We start from the raw sequence: 17,090 nt of genomic DNA, 5'->3' as shown, positions 1-17,090 counted from the left end.
TCCCCTACCCCCGCCTGACGACGGCGCCGCCCGCCTTCGTGGCGGCCCCGGCTCCCACCCCCGCGCCCGTCCCCGGTCCGCCCTGGGCACGCACGGCCAGGTCCCGGGCGTGCTGCCGTCGTCCCATCTGACGGATCTTCCGTACGGAGGCGATGACACCGGCGACGAGCGTGCCGCCGTACAGCCAGCCCGCCTGCACGGCGAGAGCCGTCACGACAGCCATCGTCTGCCCGCCGAAACCACCCTCCCCGCCGGAGATCGGGATCGTGCCGAACGCGAAGGCGATCGGCACCCCGATCGGGGCGGTCACCAGATCGGCGCCGCGCACCCAGAGCGCCGTCAGGGCGCTGACCGGCAGGAAGAGCGCCCCGTACACCAGGGGCTCTCCGTCGAACAGCCACTCGTCCAGACAGCCGATCCCGAACATCGTGGCGGCGGCGAAGAGCCCGGCGCCGAGCCCGGTCAGCCGGGGACTCGGGAGTCTGCGCAGGGTGCGTACGACGGGCGGCACCCGGCGCGCGGCCGGGGCGGGAACGCGGGGCGCGGCGGCCTCGGCGACACCGCCGCGCGGACGGAGAGGGCTCTGCGGCGGACGTGGCCGGCGCTGGGGGGGACGTGTCCTGTGCTGCTCCACCGGACCAACCTAGGTCGCGGAGGTACCGGAATCAGGCGATGGACACGCCCTTGGGGCCACCTTGGCGTGGCGTTCGACGGGCACGCGGCGTGTCGGGCCCACGGGCGGCGCGGGGGCGCCGCGCGATGCGGCCGTACGCCGTACCGACTGCCGTCCGGTGCCGGGACGGCCCGCCCGTAAACTGGGGGATCGGCCCCCGTCCGGGCCGGGTCGGCCATCCGGCCGTACAGGCCCGACCAGTCCTCACTCCAGGAAGTCGCCAACGTGTCGCTCACGATCGGAATCGTCGGTCTGCCGAATGTCGGCAAGTCGACCCTGTTCAACGCCCTGACCAAGAACGACGTGCTGGCGGCCAACTACCCGTTCGCCACGATCGAGCCCAACGTCGGCGTCGTCGGCGTCCCCGACCCGCGCCTCGCGGTGCTCGCCAAGATCTTCGACTCGCAGCGGATCCTGCCCGCGACGGTCGACTTCGTCGACATCGCGGGCATCGTGCGGGGCGCGTCGGAGGGTGAGGGCCTGGGCAACAAGTTCCTCGCGAACATCCGTGAGTCCGACGCGATCTGCCAGGTCATCAGGGCTTTCAAGGACGAGAACGTCGTCCATGTCGACGGCAAGGTCTCGCCCAAGGACGACATCGAGACGATCAACACCGAACTGATTCTCGCGGACCTCCAGTCGGTCGAGAAGGCGGTCCCGAGGCTGACGAAGGAGTCCCGCCTCCAGAAGGAGAAGGTCGCCGTCCTCGCGGCGGTCGAGGAGGCCCAGAAGATCCTCGAAGCGGGCACGACACTCTTCGCGGCGGGCATCTCGGCGGGCACCGAGAAGGGCAGGCTCCTCCATGAACTGCACCTGCTCACCACCAAGCCGTTCCTCTACGTCTTCAACGTCGACGAGGACGAACTGGTCGACGAGGACTTCAAGAACGAACAGCGCGCCCTGGTCGCCCCGGCCGAGGCCATCTTCCTGAACGCCAAGATCGAGTCGGAGCTCATCGAACTGGACGACGACGAGGCCCTGGAACTGCTCCAGTCCATGGGCCAGGAGGAGCCGGGCCTGGCCACTCTGGGCCGCGTCGGCTTCGCGACCCTCGGCCTCCAGACGTACCTGACGGCGGGCCCGAAGGAGACCCGCGCCTGGACGATCAAGAAGGGCGCGACGGCTCCGGAGGCGGCGGGCGTGATCCACACCGACTTCCAGAAGGGCTTCATCAAGGCCGAGGTGATCTCCTTCGCGGACCTGGTGGAGGCGGGCTCGGTGGCCGAATCCCGCGCCAAGGGCAAGGCGCGCATGGAGGGCAAGGACTACGTGATGCAGGACGGGGACGTGGTGGAGTTCCGCTTCAACACATAGAAAGTCAATACTCTCTTTTCTGAGCTCATCGGAAACTTGAGAAGGGCTCGCCTCCGAAGGCGAGCCCTTCTCTGTTGACACCGCATCGGTAGCCACTGAGACCGGTATACGAGCGGCTCCTGCCTAACCCTTCCCACCAGAGCGCGGCCGGGGTCTGCTGCAGGTTTATTCGCAGGCAACATCCGCGCTCCTCCTCACAGACTTCCGGATCCCACGGACAGGCCAACGGCCCGCTGCATACCCTGCACTCACCACAGACACCCCAGCGAGGCGCGATGCAGGAGTCTTGGAACAGCGACCGCCGCCGCACAGCGATCGGCCGAGCCGCCCTTTCCGTCCCTGCCCGCCAAGCCCTGGCGGACAGACAACTCGCTCCGGACCGAACAGTCCTTGACTACGGATGCGGGCGCGGCGGAGACGTCAGATCACTGAAACGGCTCGACTGTCGCATCACTGGCTGGGACCCGTACTACAGCCCTGACTCACCCACCGTTCCATCCGACGTCGTCCTGCTCACCTACGTGCTCAACGTCATCGAGGATCCGGAGGAGCGCCGCCAGACACTGCTACGCGCCTGGGAACTGGCGACCGCTGTCCTGATCGTCTCCACTCGCCTCTCGTGGGAGAAGTCCAAGGTCCGCGGTGAGGAGTTCGGGGACGGCCTACTCACCAGCCGCCGCACCTTCCAGCACCTCTTCGGCTCCAGCGAGATCCGCAATTACGTCGAGGAGACCACGGGTACACGCTGCGTCTCCGCGGCCCCCGGCATCGTTTACGCGTTCAAAAACGACAGTGCTCGCCTGAGCTACCTCGCCCACCGCATCGTGCCGGACGCTGAATGGCTCACCTCCGAGGACACCACCACGGCCATCGCGTCACTCATCGACTACGTCGAGCGTCGCGGCCGACCACCCCGCGTCGAGGAGATGCCACGCCCCGTGGCAGAGCTACTCGCTCACCTCAAGCCCGGCGACCTCAAGCGCGTCACCCGTGATTCCGCCGACGCAGACAAGATCAACGAGGGCGGCAAGCGCACCACCCTCAACACCCTGCTCTTCCTGGCCGTCGAGCTCTTCAACGGCCGCGGCCCTTTCAGCAACTTGCCGCTCAGCGTCCAGCTCGACGTCCGCGCATTTTTCTCCTCGTACAAGGAGGCGTGCCAACGGGCGGACCGTCTCCTCCTGAAACTCCGAGACGACGGCTACGTGCGCAGCGCGATGCACGCATCCGCCGTCGGCAAGCTCACTCAGACCGCGCTCTACGTGCACCGCCGCGCGGTCGATCGAATGCCGACCATCCTGCGTCTGTACGAGCACTGCGCATCGATCGCCGCCGGCCGCCCGCAACAGTGGGCCGTCGCCAAGCTCAAGCACCAGGGGCGCGCAGTGAGCTGGCTCGACTACCCAGAGTTCGACACGGATCCTCACCCACGGATCGCGTCGTCGTACCTCGTAGACCTGAAGACGCTCGAGACCTCACACATCTCCTACGCCAACTCCACCAATCGTCCTCTGCTCCACAGGAAGCAGGAGTTCTTGGCGCCCGATGACCCGGACTCCCAGAAGTACCGCCGTCTCACCGACTCGGAGATCAAGGCTGGCCTTTACGAGCACCCTCACCTCATCGGCACCGTGCACGGCTGGGAAGCCGAGCTTATCCGCTGCGGGCGTGAACTGCGCGGCCACCGACTGGTGCGCCGCGCAGTCGACTGATCTCGGGACGCGCACCTCCTTCAGGAGGCGTCCGGCTGCATCCGTGCGACGGTCTCCGCAAGCTCCTCCGGATCGAAGTCGAGAACCTGACTGGGGAACCAGGAGAAGCGCAGCCCGTTCGCGGCGACGTCCTCAGGAAGCCCCATCGCGGTCAGGACGTGACTTGGCGTGTACGAAGCGCTGGTGCACGCCGATCCGGTGGCGACCGCGACCTGGCTCTTCAGCCTCACGATCAGCGCTTCCGCGTTCAGGCCATCGAAGGTCACGTTCAAGATGTGCGGTACCGAGTGATCCGCATCGCCGTTGACCTTGAACCGCGTCTTGCCGAGCGCCGTCAGGATGCGCTCGCGCATGTCGCGCGCCTCCCGCTCCCAGTTCCCCCGTCTCTCCTGGAAAACCTTGGCGGCCTCGTAGAACCCCATAATCAGCGGCACAGGCAACGTCCCCGGACGAAGCTTCCGCTCCTGCCCGCCCCCAAACATGATCGGTTCCAGCGGCACCTTGTCCCAGCCACGCCGCCGCGTTACCAGCGCTCCCACGCCCTTCGGTGCCCCTACCTTGTGGCCGCTGATGCTGATCAAGTCGATGGGGGCCTTCAGATCCTCGGGAAGCTTCCCGTATCCCTGGGCAGCATCCACATGGAAGTACGTCGGCGTCTCCCGCAGCTTCTCTGCGAGCTCAGCTACCGGCTGGATGACGCCGGTCTCGTTGTTCACGTGCATCAGCGAGACCAGGAGGGTGTCCGGACGTAGCTTCTCCAGCACGGCCTCCGTGGTGATCCGGCCCGAAGGGCCAGGCTCCAGGAAGTCGACCTCGAACCCCTTGCTCTGAAGATGCAGCAGGGGCTCAACGACTGCCTTGTGCTCGATGGCGGACGTGATGATGTGGCGGCGCTGACGCTTCTGGCCGTACGGGGCGATGCCCAGGAGCGCGATGTTGTTGGACTCAGTGGCTCCGCTAGTGAAGATGACCTCTTCAACCTTGGCTCCGACCGTTCCTGCCAGGAACGCTCGCGCCTCCTTGACCGCCCTCTTTGCCCTGGTTCCGTATTCATGAGTGCGACTGCCGGCGTTCCCGAAGTCTTCGGTCATCCAGTGGAGCACCACGTCAGCGACCCGGGGGTCGACACGTGTTGTTGCTGCCACATCAAGGTACGCCACCAAATCAGCCACCCACTTCTTGGTCATCCATCTGTTGCCATGTACGTCAATCCGTTAACGTACACGCTTACCTGCTAACACACAGCAGGACGTCACCCTGTATGTCAGCAACAAAAGCAGCTCACGTCATCCCCGCGGGTGGCAATGCATCAAGACGGGCACACCCATCCCGCTGATCGCCTCCACTGCTCCTACTGCGCCCTACGCACGCAGGAGGATGTCTTGATACATCGACCGAGGGACACCAGCGACCGCGAGTACGTTAAAGTTGCCGAAGTGGAGAACGAAGCCGTGGCACCTACGACCCGAGTCGTCACCCCACGCACATCTACCGGGTTCGAGTACACCTTCCCGGCAATTCGAGGCATCCAGGCTGGTCGCGAGTTCTATGTCTCGATGTGCCCGCTACGCCTGATCCCCAAGATCTTCATCTTCGACGAGGAAGAGTTGTCCCCCGAGCTGCGCGCCCAGCGCATCCTCAATAAGGGACGCCTCCCCGCCCTGTCCAAGTACATTCTGGACAACCCGGACGACTACATCTTCAGCGCCCTCACTGCCTCCGTCGATGGAGACATGGATTTCGAGAGCCACAGCCCTGACGGCATCGGCTTCCGGACAGGGCAGCTCCGGATCCCCATGGACGCTCGGTTCTTGATCAACGACGGTCAGCACCGTCGTGCCGCCATCGAGCTCGCACTCAGGGAGAACCCCGATCTGGGCGAGGAAACAATCGCCGTCGTCTTCTTTCAGGACGCCGGGCTTGCCCGCTGCCAGCAGATGTTCGCCGACCTCAACCGGCATGCGGTGCGACCGGCGCGCTCCATTGGCGTCCTCTACGACCATCGGGACACGTCGTCCGTGGTGGTCCGCTCGATGATCAGCCAGTCGACCACCTTCAAGGGTTACGTCGAGATGGAGAAGAGCAACCTCTCGCCTCGGTCCCGGAAGATGTTCACGCTCAGCGCGCTCTACTTCGGAACCCAAGCCCTGTTGCAGGGGCTGGAGATCGAGGGCGACAAGGCCACCGATCTCGCGCAGTCGTACTGGGAGGCGATCGACAAGTCGCTCCCGGAGTGGGCGCAGGTCCGTGCCAAAGAACTCTCCGCGACGGAGATGCGCCGAGACTTCATTCACAGCCACGGCATCGCGCTCCACGCCTTGGGCCGTATCGGGAACTCCCTGTTCCGAGAGTCCACCGCACCGTCCAAGTGGAAGAAGCAACTGGCACCGTTGAAGACTGTGAACTGGACCCGGGTCAATCCCCACTGGGAAGGACGCGCGATCGTGGGAGGCCGCGTCTCCAAGAGCCACCAGAACGTAACCCTGACCGTGAACTACCTGCGTACCCACCTGGACCTGGACCTCAGCCCAGAGGAACAGCGTGTGGAAGACGCCTATCTGCGAGGCGAAGCATGAGCACTCCGCTACCTCTTGGTATCCCCGCCGTTCGCCGACTGCCGTTCGACGGGCGGTCCCTCGACGAGGTCACCACCAAGCTGACCGAGGAGATCCGCGAGCTGTATACTGCAGACGAGGTTCCTTGGGTCATCGGTTACAGCGGTGGCAAGGACTCCACTGCAGTCCTCCAGCTGGTCTGGACTGCTCTCAAGGAACTTCCGGCCGAGAAGCGGATCAAGACAGTTCACGTCATCAGCACGGACACCCTGGTCGAGAACCCTGTAGTGGCCGCCTGGGTCACCACGTCGCTGGAAACTATGGAGAAGGCCGCTACTGAGCAGGGTCTCCCTGTTGAGCCGCACAAGCTGACCCCGGAGATCAAGGACACCTTCTGGGTCAACCTCATCGGCCGCGGCTACCCGGCACCGCGTCCGAAGTTCCGCTGGTGCACCGAGCGACTCAAGATCAAACCGTCGAACTCCTTCATCCGCAACGTCGTGGCGGCCCACGGCGAGGCCATCATGGTCCTCGGTATTCGGAAGACGGAGAGCCAGGCCCGCGCTCGTGCGATGGAGAAGCACGAGAAGCGGCGCGTCCGTGACCGTCTCTCCCCCAACGCGAATCTTCCCAACTCGCTCGTCTACAGCCCCGTCGAGGACTGGACCAACGACGACGTCTGGGAATACCTGATGCAGAAGCCCAATCCCTGGGGCTACAACAATCACGACCTGTTGACCATGTACCAGGGCGCTTCGGAAGACGGTGAGTGCCCGCTGGTCGTGGACTCGACCACGCCGTCCTGCGGCTCCAGCCGCTTCGGCTGCTGGACCTGCACCCTGGTCGAGCAGGACAAGTCCATGACAGCCATGATCAGCAACGACGAAGAGAAGGAGTGGATGCAGCCACTCCTGGACCTGCGGGACAAGCTCGACTCCCCCTTCGGATTCGTCGAGGACAAGGACGACCCCGACTACAACCCGGTCAAAAAGCTGCCCCATGCCCGCCCCGACCGTCCGGCCCGCGACTTCCGCCGGATGAACGGCCAGGTAAACCTCTTCACCCGTCGCAGCGACGGTGAAGACGTAGTCGTCCACGGCCCGTACCTCCAGAACTTCCGGGAGAAGTGGCTCAAGGACCTCCTCGACGCCCAGACCTGGATCAGGGCCCATGCTCCCGAGCATGTTCGCAACATCGAGCTGATCACTCCTGCCGAACTCCACGAGATCCGCCGTATCTGGGTCTTCGACAAGCACGAGGTCGAAGACACCGTGCCGAGGATCTACAAGGAGGCAACGGGCGAGGACTTCCCCGGCGGCGCCCTCGATGAACAGCTCGTGATGGGCGCCGACGAGATGGAGCTCCTCAAGGAGGTCTGCGAGGGCGACGAACTGCACTACGACATGGTGCGTGAGTTGCTCTCCGTCGAGCGCAAGTATCGGACCATGTCCCGGCGCTCCGGCCTCTTCCAGGCTCTCGAATCGGCCGTCCAGAAGGGCTTCTACGAAGACCGCGACGACGCGTTCGCATTCGCTCAGCGCAAGAAGCAGTGGCGCAAAGACGCAGAGACCACCCTGACTTTCGACGAAGAGACCGGCACCGATGCTCCTGCGTAAGATCACCCTCGAAGAGTTCGGGGCGTACCGAGGTAAGCAGTCCCTTGACCTCACCGTGAAGAAGAACAAGCCGATCATCCTGATCGGCGGTCTCAACGGCTGCGGCAAGACGACCCTCCTCGACGCCATCCAGCTCGTGCTCTATGGCCCTCGAGCCCGCTGCAGCAGTCGCGGTAACAAGTCGTACGAGACTTTCCTCCGCGAGAGCATCAACCGGCAGCACGACCCGACCCGCGGCGCGTCGATCACCTTGGAGTTCACCGTCACGGTGGATGCCAAGGAGCACTACTACAAGGTCGACCGGAGCTGGCACACCAGCGGCAAGTCCTTGAAGGAGTTCCTCAACGTCCAAGTGGACGAGAACTACGGCGACAAGGGCCAGGCCACACGCCGTGCACAGCCCGGGCTCAAGTACAGCCGGCATCTCAGCCAGGGGTGGGCTGACCATGTCGAGGACCTGCTCCCGCTGGAAGTCGCGTCTCTGTCCTTCTTCGACGGGGAGAAGATCGAGTCGCTTGCCGATCCCGAGCGCGCGGCGACCGTGATCGAGTCGGCTGTCCACTCGCTGCTCGGTGTAAGCACGGTGGAGCAACTTCGCACCGATCTCCTCGCGCTCCAGCGCCGTCAGAAGCTCTCCGACGAAGAGCAACATCTGATGGACAACATCCACGCTCAGGAACAAGAGCTTGCTTCTGTTCAGGAGAAGTTGGATGTTGCAGCGCAAGAACGTGCCGATCGCGCGAAGACCCTTCGCAAGGCTGAACGTGACCTCGGCTCCCTCGAGGATGAGTTCAAGAAGGAGGGAGGCGGGCTCTTCGAGCGCCGCGTTGAGCTGGACGCCGAACGCAAGCAGGCAGCTGGCCAACTGGCCGACCTACGTATCTCGCTGGTCCAGTTGGCAGCTGGCCCACTTCCCTTCCTCCTCATGGGAACGCAGCTCAAGGAGCTCCGTAAGCAGGCCAAACATGAACACTCTGCGGCAGCGGCCGGGCAGGTGCTTGATGTCCTCACCGAACGCGATGAGTGGCTACTCAAGCTCCTGCCTGAGAGCGTCCGCAACGAAGTGACGGAGAAGCTGGACCAAGACAGGGCGAAGCGCTCGAAGTCCACTGCGCTGAAGGTCAACCTTGGCCTGCCTCACGACGCGCTGGCGCAGATCTCCGTACTAGATGAGGGCCTGGTCCGCGATAAGGCCAGAGCAGCACAACTCCTGGAACAGGCTGCCGCCGCCTCCGAAGAGGTGGACCAGCTGGACCGCCAGCTGGCCGGCGTCCCTGAGCAGAGCAAGGTGGAGGCTCTCCAGGACGCCCGGGACGAGCAGATTCAGAAGGTCGTCCGGATTCAGGAGAGTATCGCCCGCGACGACCAGCGGATCCTTGAGCTGAAGCGACGACGAGAAAACGTCACGGCCGCTCTGGAACGAGCTCACAAGAGCTTCGTTCAGGCCAAGGTCAAGGCCGAAGAGGTCGAGCGAATCATCAAGTACTCGGAGAAGGCCCGCAGCACTCTGGAACGCTTCGGAGAGGCTCTTCTCCAGCGCCACATCAACCGCCTGGAAGTCGCCGTCCTGCAGAGCTTCAAGGAGCTCATGCGGAAACAGGGTCTGGTCCATGATCTGAGGATCGATACCGACAAGTTCACGCTCACTCTGTCCGACGGAGAAGGCGAAGCCCTCGACCCCGGGCGGCTCAGCGCTGGCGAGCGACAGCTCCTGGCCGTGTCCCTCCTGTGGGGAGTGATGAAGGTGGCCGGCAACCGCCTGCCTAGCGTCATCGACACGCCTCTCGGCCGCCTCGACAGCCGTCACCGGGAGCACCTGGTCGACCGTTACTTCCCGCACGCCAGCGAACAGGTTCTCCTTCTCTCCACGGACGAGGAGATCGATGAGTACCTGCTGGGCCGCCTGAAGAACTCCGTCGCCCACACGTACACCCTGGTCCACGACGACTCGAACTTCACCACCAGCGTCGTCGAGGGCTACTGGTGGAACGTAGGAGCCCAGAATGTCGCTTGAGAACATCCGCCTCGCTACCCCGAGCAAGGACCGTCTATCGCGCCTCAAGCACACCACCGGCATCACCCAGTGGAACGTCCTGTGCCGCTGGGCCCTCGCCCTCTCCCTGGCAGATGCCTCCACCCCGCTGGTCAAGGAAGTCGTCACCGACTCCAACGTCGAGATGTCCTGGAAGACCTTCGCCGGCCAGCACGGGGACCTCTACCTCGCGCTGCTGAAGCAACGCTGCGTCGCTGACGGACTGGAGCCGACGGACGAGAACGTCTCCAAGACCCTCACGGTCCACCTTGCTCGGGGGATCGGGTATCTCGGTGCGCACAAGGAGATGACGACGGTCGAGGGGCTGATCGGTTCCGTCGCAGCTGCCTAACGACAACTCCGCCTGCCGAGTGGGCCCGCCACCTTTCACGAATGGCTGGCCCGCTCGGTTTTCCGCAGTTACAACCCTGCGGTGACAATCCTTCAGCTTTGATAGATCACTTAACTGGTCGCGACCTAGGATGTCCCTCATGGCATCGGGTCACGGCAGCACCTCTCTCCAGCTCAACCTCCTCGGCATTGGGGAGATCCTCCGCAACAACCGGCTAGTAGTCCCTCAGTTCCAGCGCTCGTACTGCTGGAAGGTGGACCAGGAGGTGCGGGACTACTGGACCGACCTGAGCCGCGCGATCGAGACGGGGGCCGATGAGGACTACTTCCTCGGGACCATCGTCCTGACGCAGGATGGACCTGACGACCGTAAAAAGATCATCGATGGGCAGCAGCGCCTCGTCACCTCTTCTTTGTTGATTGCAGCCATCCGGGAGACCCTGGAGGGCCTCGGCCACACCCAGGCTCGACGGATCGAGGACGACTTCCTGGCCAGCCAGGCATGGGATGCCGAAGATACGGAGCCGCATCTCAAGCTCAACGAGGAAGATCATCCCCCGTACCACGGGATCGTCACCAGGAGTGGGTTGCCGCTCGCGGCCCCAAAGCGTAACGACTCCGACATCTTCAAGGCGTACCGCTACTTCTGCGCGCGGCTCAAGGAGCTCGCCAGTTTGCACGGCGAGTCGGCCACGAATGAGCTCAAGAAGTGGGTCAAGTACATCCAGCACCGGGCCCAGCTCGCTGTCGTAGAGACCCCCTCCGAGGCCGATGCGTACGTAATCTTCGAGACGCTCAACAACCGGGGCGCCGACCTGACGACGGCGGACCTTCTGAAGAACCATCTCTTCGGGGCAGCCAAGATGCATCTGGACTCGGTGCGGAACAACTGGCACAAGAGCATCGGCGCCCTGTCATTGGCTACCGCCGACGACAAGTTCACCAAGTTCCTGCGCCACTACTGGAGTTCACGGGAAGGAAAGGTCACCGAACGCGACCTGTACGCCAAGATGCGGAAGGAGGTGGTCCAGAGCCAGGACGCTCTGTCGTTCTCCCAACAGCTTCTGACAGGTGCCCGCATCTACGCCGCGCTGTCCGACCCGAACCACGAGCTCTGGCTCGACAAGTGCCCTGGTCGAAAGCCGGCCCTCAACACTCTGGTGCTGTTCAATCTAGTCCCGAACAAGATTCTCCTCCTCGCCGCAGTCGAGCACCTCCCAGCTGGCCAGATCGAGAAGTTGCTCAAGGCTCTGATCAGCTGGTCCGTACGCGGCATGGTCATGGGAACAATCAACCGAGGGCGCTATGAGGACGTCTACTCCCAGATCGCGGTAGATATCCGTAAGGGGACCATCGCGAACATCTCCGAGATCCGCGCCCGCGTGAACGAACTCATTGCTTCCGACATCGACTTCAAAGCTCAGTTTGCCCTGCATACCGTCGGACGCAATGAAGCGAACAAGAACGCCCGGTACTTCCTGGGTGCGCTGGAGAGAACGCACAAAAACGAGGCCGAGCCCGAGTTCATCCCGAACGACAACCCGGCTGAGGTCAATCTCGAACACGTGTACCCTCAGAGCGCGGTCGTCGGCGATTGGTCGGAGTTCATCGCAGTAAGTGGAACTCAGGAGGATGCGGACAAGTGGATCTACCGCATCGGCAACATGGTCCTTCTGCAGGCCAGCGTTAATTCACATATCGGAAATAAGCCATTCAAGAATAAAGCCGAGGTGTTTAAAGCCTCTCAGTTTGCGCTGACGAAGATGGTCGGCGAGTGTCCCGCGTGGACGCCGGAAGCTATCCAGTCCAGGCAGGAAATACTGGCTGGCCTAGCAGTCCGAACCTGGCCACGTTAACGCGCTCAGCCGGACCTTCGCCCTCAAGGTCAAAGGTGGCGCCGGTACACACAGAACGGCACCACCTTCGAATCAGCCTAGTTACCAGTCTAGGGAGGCGCTGGCCAAGATCTCGCCGACGTCGTCCTTCTTCTCCTCTGGAGAGTTCCGGAGCCCCTCGAGGACCAAGTTAGAAATGATGACCTCGAGATCCTGGTGCGGCTGACGGCTTATCAGCGTCTGTAGGTGCGCAAGGCCACCGTTCGCATACTCCTCGAAGATCAGGACTCGCTCATCCTGCCGGTCATTCCCGAGGATCTTTGGGTCGTCCTCATGCTCTACTGCTGCGAGCATGTCGAGAAGGACGTCACCGTAGAGTCGGCCCTCCATCAGTGCCAGACGAATCGGTTCGTCGGACTTCTCGAACGCGACGCGCTCACCCTTGCGGCGCCCAAGCACTGCGGCGAACATCATCGCTTCGACCATGGTCGCGAATGGTCCGGTCTTCTTGTCTGCGAGCTTTTCCAGCAGGGGTTCGTAGGAGTGCGGGCGGCGGAAACGATCCGTGGTAGCCATCAGACGGTCACCTCCTCCAGGACAGTGTGCTCGAATTCGCCGTAGGAAACGTACGGCACTGCACGGTTGTTAATCTCCATGGTCTCTTCTTCAGCCGCCCTGTTCGGCGTGAAGGTTCGCAGCACATACATCCGGTTGGCCGCATGCTGTAGGTTCTCCATGACGTGGCCACGAGCCTGTGACTGCGACAGCAGAGTAACGATCTGCGACGTCAAGGCCGGAAGCGCCTTCGAGATCTCTTCCTGATAGGTGAGATCAAGGCTCCCGAAGGGTGCATCCATCACAACTGGGTAGACGCCACTTCCACTGCTTTCAATCGTCGCCTCATCTGCATGACTCTTTCGGGCATTGATACTCCGGGCCACTTCGGAAACGGCTCCTACGAAACTCAGCCCGAGAATCTGGTTCTCGCCGGTGGAGCGGATGGCCACACCGCTCGGCGCGCGCAACTCCAACTCGAAGGAATCATTGAGTTCGGGGATGTAACTCTTGATGAAGATACGGGAGAAGACTTCCTTAACCTTCTTGTCGAGCTGATCCCGGACCTCTTCTGTCTTGATCGCCAGAATCTCGATCAGCGCGTTTCGAACCGACTCGACCAAACCGACCTGAGTCTGAATCCTGCGAGACTCCTCATTCTTGGCCACCGCAGACTTGTATTGGCGAGCAACGCTCGCCAATTCCTGCTCGATCAAGGCCATACGGTTCTCGGATTCCCTGTGCGCAACACGGGCCTCGGTCTCCTTCTCGCCATACTCCTTGCGGCGCTCGACCAGGCGTTTCACGTCCTGAATGTTCACGCCGTCCAGCTGACGGTCCACGTCTGACCGCTCCGCTTCCAGCTGGCTGATGGCAGCGTCCGCGTTCTGAATGTCAGAAGCGTTCAGGGTAAATTGGTCTAGGAGTTCCTGTCGCTTGTCGCTCATGCTGCGCATCTCGCCGCTGACGTGCATCCAACGATGCTGTACATCCTCAAGACCAGCGTTGTACTTCCGCTTGGTGATCTCCTCGTACTCAGGAGTCCCCTCCTCAACGGTGCGGCCACACATGCACAGCTGTTCTTCGAGAATGTCCTCAATGAAGCTGCGTTGGATGCCGGCTGGCAGCTGCCTGCGCTCACGCATGCGGTCCGCAAGTTCGACGACCTTGTCGTCGAGCCCGCCGGTGAGGGCCAGGAAACCATGTTTGGAAAGCAGTTCACGCTTGCGGCTCTTATGGTCCGCAAGGCGTTCCTTCTCCTGGTTGATACGGCGAGTGAGTCGCTCACGCTCTTTCTGTAGCGGCTCGGCCTGCTCGTTTTGACGCAGAGCGCGGCCAATCGACTCAATTTCCTTCTGAAAGGCACTGATTGCTGCGGAATGGCGGAGCTTATCCTCTTCCTCCACCTTCGCCTGTCCCGCCAGTTCCTCCTGGCGATCCGTGAGCTGTTTCAGCCGAGTATCGCCCTTGGAGTCGATCGCACGGGCAAGCTGACGAGAAGCCTTGGGGAGATCGTCGATGGCCCGCTCAATGGCCTCCAAATTGAGGAGCGTCTTGATGGCCTTCTTGACCCCTTCGTTTTCGTTGTTATCGTCGCCGGAGAACATTTTCTCCATGCGCTCGCCGTTGAAGAAGAAGAACTGCCGCAGCCCCTTGGGAAGGATCTTCTCGATCCGGTCCTGGCCATTCGGCACAGACTTGGCTTCGCCGTCGGGCCCGACCTCGGTGACTGTCAGAGACGGGCTAACCTTCTGCTGTTCGTCCGTCTGCTTGTTGACGGTAACGCTCCGACTCACGGAGAAGCGGATGCCCTCGTGCTCGAAGTCGAGTCGGACCCAGGTCGTCGCTTCCTCCCCAAAGGGGGTCTCTTCCCACTTCTTGTCATGGATCAGCCGGTGTTGCTGTTCGACGTCGTCCGAGAAGGTGTCGTACAGCACCCATCCGAATGCGTTGAGCAACGTGGTCTTGCCCGCGCCGTTGTTACCGAAGATGAGAACGGCCGGCTTGTCCTCTCTGACAGAGAGGTCGAGGACCTGCTCACCGTAGAAGGCGCGGAAGTCCCTGAGGGTCAGCTTGAGCAGCTTCACTTGGTCAACTCCCTCACGGCATCCACAATGCTGGGAACCACCTTCGTCGATTCCCTGATGTGGATGTTCTCGTTTTCGAGGTCGATGACCTTCTGAACGAGGTTCCTAGCAGCCGGCGACAGCTCTTTCAGCACCTCACGCACTGTTCGCGCGGAGGGAGGGCCGGCTGTTTCGTCGCTCACGGGTTACTCCTGATTCAAGTCGAGATGCGGGATAGACGAGGGGGCTTGGCGTGAGGTCTTAGGTGTCGAACAGGCCGTAGCGCTCGCGTACAGGTCGTAGGACGTCGAGGGTGACCGCTTCGTTCTCGGCGAGGTAGGCGAACTCTTCGACGCGAGCGAACTCACGGCGGAGCAAGCTGCGCTCGGTCTCGTACTGAATCGCGTCGCCTCCCGCAGGCGGTACGACGACAAAGTCGATGATGTCCGCCCGGTCCTTCCCAGGTGCCTTCCGTAGTACACGGCCGCGGCGCTGGATGAACTGGCGGGGATTGGACGAACTCGCCATGAGGTAAGCGGTGCGCGACGCGGGCACGTCCACACCCTCATCCAGGCAGCGCATGGACGAGATGATTTGTAGCTCGTTGCCTTCAAAGCGGCGCAGAATGTCCTGCCGCGCGGGTCGTTTCGTTTCGGAGGTATAGCGGGCGGCAGCCAAATGAATTTCGTTGCCCACCATGTCCATCACCTGGTCGATCTGACGCGGCCCTTCGATGCCCTGCTCGTAGAGGAGCGGGTGCTTGCCCTCCGCACAGTAGATCAACTGATGGCTGGTCTCCCGGCGCTTCTCAAGCTCCGTACGCAGGACCTGCAGCTTGCCCCGGGCGTGGCCAATAATGTCCGCACGCTTCTTCAGGAGCCGGCCGAGCGGGCTATCTCGGTCGGCCGTCTCCCTCAAATCCGTACCGGACGCGATAAGTCGGGCGATCTTTGCGCTGGTCTCGGCATAGAGTTCGGCTTCTTCGTCGTCCAGCTCTACAAGAACAGGCGTATAGGTGTAGCGACACAGAGCTCCGCGACCGATGGCCTCTCCAATGCCCATCTCGAAGACGATCTTGCCGAAGTAGTGAGTGAGGGCGTCGGTTCCCTCATCGTCGAACCAGCGTTCCGGCGTCGCTGACAGGCCGAGTCGGTACTGGGCCTTCTCGGGCAGCTGAGTGCGAAGATGCCGAGCGCCGAGATTGTGTGCCTCGTCCGCGATAACGAGAAGTTGGCCCCTGTAAGCATCAAGCAAGTTCTGGAAAGTGTCGCCGCCGAAGGTGGCGTTGGTGGTCACAATGACTCCGCCGCTCATACCTCCCAGACCAAGGTTCTGCAGGAGAGCATGGGCACGTGGGGACCACTTGGTGGACGACTCGTACGCGCGAAGCGGGGTCACACCGAACCATTCGATGTCCTTGGCCCACTGATCGACCAGGTGCTGGAACGGGGCCACGACGATGACGAGCAGCGAAGCGTTGTCATCGTTCTTACGCAAGAACGATCCGAGTTGAGCTGCTGCAGAGAGAGCGGTCAGGGTCTTCCCTGTGCCAGTGGCCATGCGCAAGATGCCGCGACCATGATTGCGGAACCAGTTCTGCACAGCTTCTTTCTGGTAATCGCGCACTGCCAGGCTCTGCGGGATCACGAGCGCTCCGGCCGGCGATTGCGGAGACGTCACGATGGGCACCCCGCTAGTCGGAAGATCGTCCAGCTCGTAGCGACCAGCTGTCGCCATTGCACTGCGCTCGACAACCACCTTGGCTGCCTCGGTGAACGACACGACGCGCAGCGTCGGAGTCCGGTCGTGCCACAGGTCTTCGAAGTCTTTACTTATCCGCGCAGCACGATCGGTGTCCCGAGGATCCCAGCTGCGGTATACCTCGATTGCTTCGAAGTTGCCGATGAGGCCTGATCGGGTCTCGTTCGCGCTCCCCTTGAAGGCGACGATGTCGTGACCGTCCCGGAAGACACCGATCTTCTCGTGGTACATCCCAACACGACCACGCTCTTCGACATACGCCAGCTTGAAATCGACCCGCCCCTCGGCGACCAGACGCCCAAGCTTGCCGAGTCCTCGCGCAGCACGCTGGTCTTCCACCGCCTGCTCAAGGTCGCGCAGAGCGGCTCGGTGAAGGACTTCGCGCAGCTCGTACCCCTCTTCGATGTCCTTGATGTCCGCCGGCTCAAGGTAAGGAGACGCAATGATTCGCATGGTGCCGCCGCGCTCGGTGAAGTCGTCGACGCCCTGGCCGAGCGTGGCAATCACTGAGGCTGCGAAGTAGCCCACGGCCCGGTCGTACGTGGTGGAGGCCGCGAGAGCGGGCAGATAGAAATCTTCGACCAGGTGACTGCGATCGCTTCTGTAGTCAGACTCCATGT

At 62.5% G+C, this 17,090-nt stretch carries 13 protein-coding genes; 7 read left to right on the top strand and 6 right to left on the bottom strand.

Going from position 1 to position 17,090, the window contains the following annotated elements; all coding sequences use genetic code 11:
* Positions 1–4: 4 nt before the first annotated feature.
* Entirely contained in the window at positions 5–634 is a 630-nt protein-coding gene (locus OG875_RS09750) for a DUF6542 domain-containing protein (protein WP_330173826.1), read from the bottom strand.
* A 264-nt stretch (positions 635–898) separates the two neighbouring features.
* On the opposite strand from OG875_RS09750, the gene ychF reads away from it, so the two are divergent.
* Together ychF and OG875_RS09740 are read left to right on the top strand one after the other, a co-directional pair.
* On the top strand, positions 899–1,987 hold the full coding sequence (gene ychF / locus OG875_RS09745; RefSeq protein ID WP_330173825.1) for a redox-regulated ATPase YchF: 1,089 nt from the start codon (positions 899–901) through the stop codon (positions 1,985–1,987).
* A 275-nt stretch (positions 1,988–2,262) separates the two neighbouring features.
* Positions 2,263–3,699, top strand: coding sequence for a DNA phosphorothioation-associated putative methyltransferase (locus tag OG875_RS09740; RefSeq protein WP_330173824.1), 1,437 nt, complete (start codon positions 2,263–2,265; stop codon positions 3,697–3,699).
* 20 nt (positions 3,700–3,719) lie between these two features.
* Here the strand turns inward: OG875_RS09740 and dndA are convergent, their stop codons facing one another.
* Positions 3,720–4,886: a cysteine desulfurase DndA gene (gene dndA, locus OG875_RS09735; RefSeq protein WP_330173823.1), complete on the bottom strand. Its 1,167-nt coding sequence runs from the start codon at positions 4,884–4,886 to the stop codon at positions 3,720–3,722.
* A gap of 249 nt (positions 4,887–5,135) precedes the next feature.
* Here dndA and dndB point away from each other — a divergent pair, with 249 nt between their 5' ends.
* The 5 genes from dndB to OG875_RS09710 all read left to right on the top strand — a co-directional run bounded on the left by dndB (position 5,136) and on the right by OG875_RS09710 (position 12,109).
* Complete coding sequence (gene dndB, locus OG875_RS09730; protein ID WP_330173822.1) at positions 5,136–6,275, top strand: DNA sulfur modification protein DndB; 1,140 nt, start codon at positions 5,136–5,138, stop codon at positions 6,273–6,275.
* On the top strand, positions 6,272–7,870 hold the full coding sequence (gene dndC, locus OG875_RS09725) for a DNA phosphorothioation system sulfurtransferase DndC (protein ID WP_330173821.1): 1,599 nt from the start codon (positions 6,272–6,274) through the stop codon (positions 7,868–7,870). Before dndB ends, dndC begins: the two co-directional genes overlap by 4 nt.
* Positions 7,857–9,884, top strand: a complete 2,028-nt coding sequence (dndD, locus tag OG875_RS09720) for a DNA sulfur modification protein DndD (protein WP_330173820.1) — start codon at positions 7,857–7,859, stop codon at positions 9,882–9,884. The genes dndC and dndD overlap by 14 nt, the downstream gene beginning before the upstream one ends.
* The gene (gene dndE / locus OG875_RS09715) at positions 9,874–10,254 is read left to right on the top strand and encodes a DNA sulfur modification protein DndE (protein WP_330173819.1); all 381 of its coding nucleotides are present in this window, start codon (positions 9,874–9,876) and stop codon (positions 10,252–10,254) included. The genes dndD and dndE overlap by 11 nt, the downstream gene beginning before the upstream one ends.
* A 139-nt stretch (positions 10,255–10,393) precedes the next feature.
* On the top strand, positions 10,394–12,109 hold the full coding sequence (locus tag OG875_RS09710) for a DUF262 domain-containing protein (protein ID WP_330173818.1): 1,716 nt from the start codon (positions 10,394–10,396) through the stop codon (positions 12,107–12,109).
* Between the two features lie 81 nt (positions 12,110–12,190).
* Here the strand turns inward: OG875_RS09710 and OG875_RS09705 are convergent, their stop codons facing one another.
* The 4 genes from OG875_RS09705 to OG875_RS09690 are packed head-to-tail and all read right to left on the bottom strand — an operon-like array spanning position 12,191 to position 17,088.
* Entirely contained in the window at positions 12,191–12,664 is a 474-nt protein-coding gene (locus OG875_RS09705; RefSeq protein WP_330173817.1) for a DNA phosphorothioation-associated protein 4, read from the bottom strand.
* Positions 12,664–14,730 (bottom strand): AAA family ATPase, encoded by a 2,067-nt coding sequence (locus tag OG875_RS09700; protein WP_330173816.1) that lies wholly within the window; start codon positions 14,728–14,730, stop codon positions 12,664–12,666. Before OG875_RS09700 ends, OG875_RS09705 begins: the two co-directional genes overlap by 1 nt.
* Positions 14,727–14,912 carry a hypothetical protein gene (locus OG875_RS09695; protein ID WP_330173815.1) on the bottom strand — a complete coding sequence of 62 codons (186 nt, stop codon included), beginning with the start codon at positions 14,910–14,912 and terminating at the stop codon, positions 14,727–14,729. Before OG875_RS09695 ends, OG875_RS09700 begins: the two co-directional genes overlap by 4 nt.
* A gap of 58 nt (positions 14,913–14,970) precedes the next feature.
* Positions 14,971–17,088, bottom strand: coding sequence for a DEAD/DEAH box helicase family protein (locus tag OG875_RS09690; RefSeq protein WP_330173814.1), 2,118 nt, complete (start codon positions 17,086–17,088; stop codon positions 14,971–14,973).
* Positions 17,089–17,090 lie beyond the last annotated feature (2 nt).

The organism is Streptomyces sp. NBC_01498, assembly GCF_036327775.1.
In the GTDB taxonomy this organism is placed as follows: domain Bacteria; phylum Actinomycetota; class Actinomycetes; order Streptomycetales; family Streptomycetaceae; genus Streptomyces.
This window is presented reverse-complemented; position numbering and strand designations above follow the sequence as displayed.

What these genes read in the sequence shown, in the direction of transcription:
- OG875_RS09690 (WP_330173814.1), bottom strand. Translation starts at nt 17,088, where the DNA reads ATGGAGTCTGACTACAGAAGCGATCGCAGTCACCTGGTCGAAGATTTC.
- dndA (WP_330173823.1), bottom strand. Translation starts at nt 4,886, where the DNA reads ATGACCAAGAAGTGGGTGGCTGATTTGGTGGCGTACCTTGATGTGGCA.
- OG875_RS09710 (WP_330173818.1), top strand. Translation starts at nt 10,394, where the DNA reads ATGGCATCGGGTCACGGCAGCACCTCTCTCCAGCTCAACCTCCTCGGC.
- dndC (WP_330173821.1), top strand. Translation starts at nt 6,272, where the DNA reads ATGAGCACTCCGCTACCTCTTGGTATCCCCGCCGTTCGCCGACTGCCG.
- dndD (WP_330173820.1), top strand. Translation starts at nt 7,857, where the DNA reads ATGCTCCTGCGTAAGATCACCCTCGAAGAGTTCGGGGCGTACCGAGGT.
- OG875_RS09740 (WP_330173824.1), top strand. Translation starts at nt 2,263, where the DNA reads ATGCAGGAGTCTTGGAACAGCGACCGCCGCCGCACAGCGATCGGCCGA.
- OG875_RS09705 (WP_330173817.1), bottom strand. Translation starts at nt 12,664, where the DNA reads ATGGCTACCACGGATCGTTTCCGCCGCCCGCACTCCTACGAACCCCTG.
- dndE (WP_330173819.1), top strand. Translation starts at nt 9,874, where the DNA reads ATGTCGCTTGAGAACATCCGCCTCGCTACCCCGAGCAAGGACCGTCTA.